Below are 3,873 nucleotides of genomic sequence, written 5' to 3'. Positions count from 1 at the left end.
AGGAGCTCATGGAGGAGTTTGGCTCCGTCAACAAGGCGTAAGCGTCGCTAAACTTCTCGCCGGAAGCCCCGTCCCCCTACACTGTTTCCTTGCGCTCACCTGGCTTCGCCAGAAGTCGCGCCAAGGAAACAGTTCCGGGGGACGGGGCTTCCTTCGTTTAACGCCGCAGGGTTACAAGTCTGAATTCATTTTTATAGGTACCGTTTATCGGCGTTGAGAGCTCCTTTGTTGGGGGCTTTCTTTTTTATCTCGGTACAATGGGGGTTGTCTATCGTTCGACGCGGGAGTGGTTATGGCTGTTGTTGATGTTTTACCTGCTGATGGGAAGGTTATTGACGAGGGTCCTGTTGGTTGCTCTGTTGATGTTTGTTGTGATGATTTTCGTCATCTCGATATTGGTCTGCCGCCTGAGATTCTTCGACTTAAGGATGCTGGATATTTGACGCAGGCTGTTGCTGCTTGCGATCGCCTTTTGGAGCAGAACCCTGAGCCTTCGCTGGCTGCTTGTGTTCGTGCCGAGCGGTATCGCATGCTCGAGACGCCGCTTCATTTTTCGGTGTCGCGCGATCAGGCTATTGCGATGATTCGCGAGGAGTGGCCAGAGTTTACCGAAGAGCAGTTTGACGACCTGATTAATCGCAAGCGTATTGACTGGCGCTTTATCGATGGCGAGCTGTTCGTTCTCGACAACTTCCTCAATTCGCTTCGCGTGTATCCCAAAGAGGTCCCCGGCATGCGTCCCGATCCTGCGGACGGCATAGCGCTGCGTAACCAGATGCTCAGGGAGATGGAGTCGCAAAACGGGTTGAGTCGCGTCATCACGCTTAAGGCAACCGTGTCTGTCCCCGGGGCTCTGGAGGGAGAGACTGTTCGCGCGTGGCTACCCGTTGCTGCCGCCTGTCGTCAACAGTCTCATATCGAGGTTCTCGATATGACGTCGGAGGGCACCGTTGCCTCTGAGAACGTTTCGGCTCGTACAGCCTCCTGGACATCTTTGACTGAACATTCATTCTCGGTGACCTATCGCTATCACATCGATGCCGCCTATTGCGATATCTATGGTGGCGCGCTCCCATCGCATCCCTGTATGGACGCGCCACTACCCGAGGACACCTCCGAGGACCGTCCGCACATTGCGTTCACGCCGTATTTGCGTCAACTGACGACGCGTATCATTGACGGGCTCGTCGATCCGCTCGACCGCGCTCGCGCCATCTATGATTATCTGACACAGCATATCGACTATCGCTATCAGCCACCGTACCTGCTTTTGGGATCTATTGCCGACGACTGTGCGCATTCTTTACGCGGCGATTGCGGCGTTATGGCGCTCACGTTTATCACCATGTGCCGCATCGCGGGCGTGCCTGCCCGTTGGCAGAGCGGCCTGTATGTTGCTCCCGATTCGGTGGGGCCGCACGATTGGGCCGAGTTCTACACACCCCAGACCGGTTGGCTTAACGCCGACGTATCGTTCGGTTCCTCGGCGCGCAGGATGGGGGAGGAGTGGCGTCGCCAGCACTACTTTGGCAACCTCGACCCGTGGCGTATGGTGGCCAACAATCGATTCCAGGCTGAATTTGTGCCTGCTTTCGATGGCATGCGCGAGGATCCCTATGACAACCAGATGGGCGAGGCCTCGGTTGATGGGCGTGGATGTCGTAAGCGGGAGATGTTGCGCAAGGTTGAGCTTATCGAAATGCTCGAAGTTCCATTTTCGGACTAATCAACAGAAAGCTGTGATAAACTAACTCACGCATTACGTGCCCGAGTGGCGGAATTGGCAGACGCAGTGGACTCAAAATCCACCGTTGGCAACAACGTGCGAGTTCGAGTCTCGCCTCGGGCACCATACATGCAAGTGAGCGTTCAAGGGGGTCAAGGCCCCCTTTTTCGTGCCGAACTCGCGTGAGCGCGCGGAGCGTCAAGCAAACAGGCCTGTGGCCTGTTTGTAGCGGAGCGTGGCGAGGGCGCCATGCGCCCGAAGCCCGGGGCTTCGCGGAGCGAAGGCCCTTCGAGTCTCGCCTCGGGCACCATACATGCACCTGCGCTTCAAGGGGTTCAAGGCCCACTTTTTCGTGTACGTAATGTGATAACGCGCGGTACGTGTTATTATTCGCAAGGCGTTGTTCCCGCAATGCCCTAAAGAGGAACCCGAGGGTTCCCACCTTTTGGCGCCAATGAGCAGCTGACTGGTCATACAACCTAGATTCCCTTCCTCATACCGAGGATGTCTATGTGTACGACCTGGTTGCAAAGAAGCGCCGGGTTATTTTTTTATGAATGGAGGTAGGGAAAATAGCTAAGTCTGATGACACCCGCATCAACGACGAGATCACCGCATCTTCGTGCCGTTTGATTGGCGTCGATGGCTCTCAGCTCGGCCTGTTCGCTATCCGCGATGCCCAGCGCGTTGCTGACGATCAGGGTCTCGACCTGGTCGAGATCGCTCCCAACGCGGAGCCGCCGGTCTGCAAGGTCATGGACTATGGTAAGTTCAAGTACCAGCAGGCCATGAAGGCCAAGGCCGCTCGTAAGAACCAGTCCAAGGTCGAGGTCAAGGAAATGAAGTTCCGACCCAAGATTGACGTTGGCGATTACGAGACCAAGAAGGGCCACGTTCTGCGTTTCCTCAAGAAGGGCGCACGCGTTAAGATCACCATCATGTTCCGCGGCCGTGAGATGGCTCACCCGGAGCAGGGCCTTAACGTTCTCGAGCGTCTCGCCGAGGATCTCAAGCCTTACGCTACGGTCGAGTCCAAGCCTAAGATGGAAGGCCGTAACATGCTTATGCTGCTCGCCCCGATTAAGGGCGCCTTCGATGAGGATAAAGCGGCAAGCGATACTAAGTAACTAGTGTTCTGTAACCGATTAAGGAGTATTTCATGCCTAAGATGAAGTCCCACAGCGGCACCAAGAAGCGTTTCCGCAAGACTGGTACCGGCAAGCTTATGCGCGCCAAGGCTTTCAAGAGCCACATCCTGAGCAAGAAGTCCACCAAGCGTAAGCGTGGCTTCCGTCAGGAGACCGAGATCGCCGCTGCCGACCGCAAGGTCATCAAGTCGCGTCTCGCCTAAGTTCGCGTTCCCGTTTTTCGTTTTACCGTCTAGGAGTTGATAGAACATGGCACGTATTAAGCGCGCTGTTGCCGCCAAGAAGAAGCGCCGTACCGTTATGCACCGTGCGAAGGGTTACTACGGTGCCGCTTCGCGTACTTACAAGCATGCTAAAGAGCAGGTCCAGCACTCCCTGCAGTATCAGTATCGTGATCGCCGCAACAAGAAGCGCGAGATCCGTTCTCTCTGGATCACCCGTATCAACGCTGCTGCTCGCCTGAACGACATCTCTTACTCTCAGTTCATGCACGGCCTGAAGGTTGCCGGCATCGAGCTCGACCGTAAGGTCCTGGCTCAGATGGCTTACGAGGACATCGAGTCCTTCAACGAGCTGGCTGCCATTGCCAAGAAGGCTCTCGAGGCCTAATAGATTCTGTTGAATCGCTAGGGGAGTGTCGCACTGTGCGCGGCGCTCCCTCTTTTTTATCGAAAGCGTTGGTTTACATAGCTAAAAGCGCGGGTAGATAGACACTTACAGGTGACCGATCTTTATATATCTCTTAACCGAAGGGTCATCATGTGATACGTGCAGTATTTCTGCACCAGTCTTTCTATAACTTATATAGGAAGCGATATGTTGTGTAGGACTTGTGAAGAGTGGAATTGACGTCCCACATCGCTTCGCGGTCTGGCAATATATCTCCTTGCCGCGCGGCCCGGTCGAACCGGATCAGCCGCGGGGCGTGCACCTTGAGAACCGGATACTGCGAGGATGGACACTTCCGAGTGTCGCATCCGGGCAGACATCGAACCATTT

The 3,873-nt window shown here is 55.3% G+C and carries 4 protein-coding genes and 1 tRNA gene; all 5 read left to right on the top strand.

The genetic code is table 11. From position 1 onward, the window contains the following. Window positions 1-439 precede the first annotated feature (439 nt). The 5 genes from AB5Z20_RS09745 to rplT all read left to right on the top strand — a co-directional run bounded on the left by AB5Z20_RS09745 (window position 440) and on the right by rplT (window position 3,483). Window positions 440-1,726, top strand: coding sequence for a transglutaminase-like domain-containing protein (locus AB5Z20_RS09745; protein WP_368157161.1), 1,287 nt, complete (start codon window positions 440-442; stop codon window positions 1,724-1,726). Between the two features lie 39 nt (window positions 1,727-1,765). Continuing rightward, a tRNA-Leu gene (locus AB5Z20_RS09740) sits at window positions 1,766-1,852 on the top strand. 431 nt (window positions 1,853-2,283) lie between these two features. Then, entirely contained in the window at window positions 2,284-2,853 is a 570-nt protein-coding gene (gene infC / locus AB5Z20_RS09735; RefSeq protein WP_006234423.1) for a translation initiation factor IF-3, read from the top strand. A 32-nt stretch (window positions 2,854-2,885) separates the two neighbouring features. Continuing rightward, window positions 2,886-3,077: a 50S ribosomal protein L35 gene (rpmI, locus tag AB5Z20_RS09730; RefSeq protein WP_006234422.1), complete on the top strand. Its 192-nt coding sequence runs from the start codon at window positions 2,886-2,888 to the stop codon at window positions 3,075-3,077. 46 nt (window positions 3,078-3,123) lie between these two features. After that, window positions 3,124-3,483, top strand: a complete 360-nt coding sequence (rplT, locus tag AB5Z20_RS09725) for a 50S ribosomal protein L20 (protein ID WP_022094123.1) — start codon at window positions 3,124-3,126, stop codon at window positions 3,481-3,483. Window positions 3,484-3,873: the final 390 nt, after the last annotated feature.

Origin of the sequence: Collinsella aerofaciens, assembly GCF_040910245.1 — a bacterium.
In the GTDB taxonomy this organism is placed as follows: Bacteria; Actinomycetota; Coriobacteriia; order Coriobacteriales; family Coriobacteriaceae; genus Collinsella.
This window is presented reverse-complemented; position numbering and strand designations above follow the sequence as displayed.

Coding starts and splice junctions, on each gene's coding strand:
- infC (WP_006234423.1), top strand. CDS start 2,284: ATGGAGGTAGGGAAAATAGCTAAGTCTGATGACACCCGCATCAACGAC.
- rpmI (WP_006234422.1), top strand. CDS start 2,886: ATGCCTAAGATGAAGTCCCACAGCGGCACCAAGAAGCGTTTCCGCAAG.
- rplT (WP_022094123.1), top strand. CDS start 3,124: ATGGCACGTATTAAGCGCGCTGTTGCCGCCAAGAAGAAGCGCCGTACC.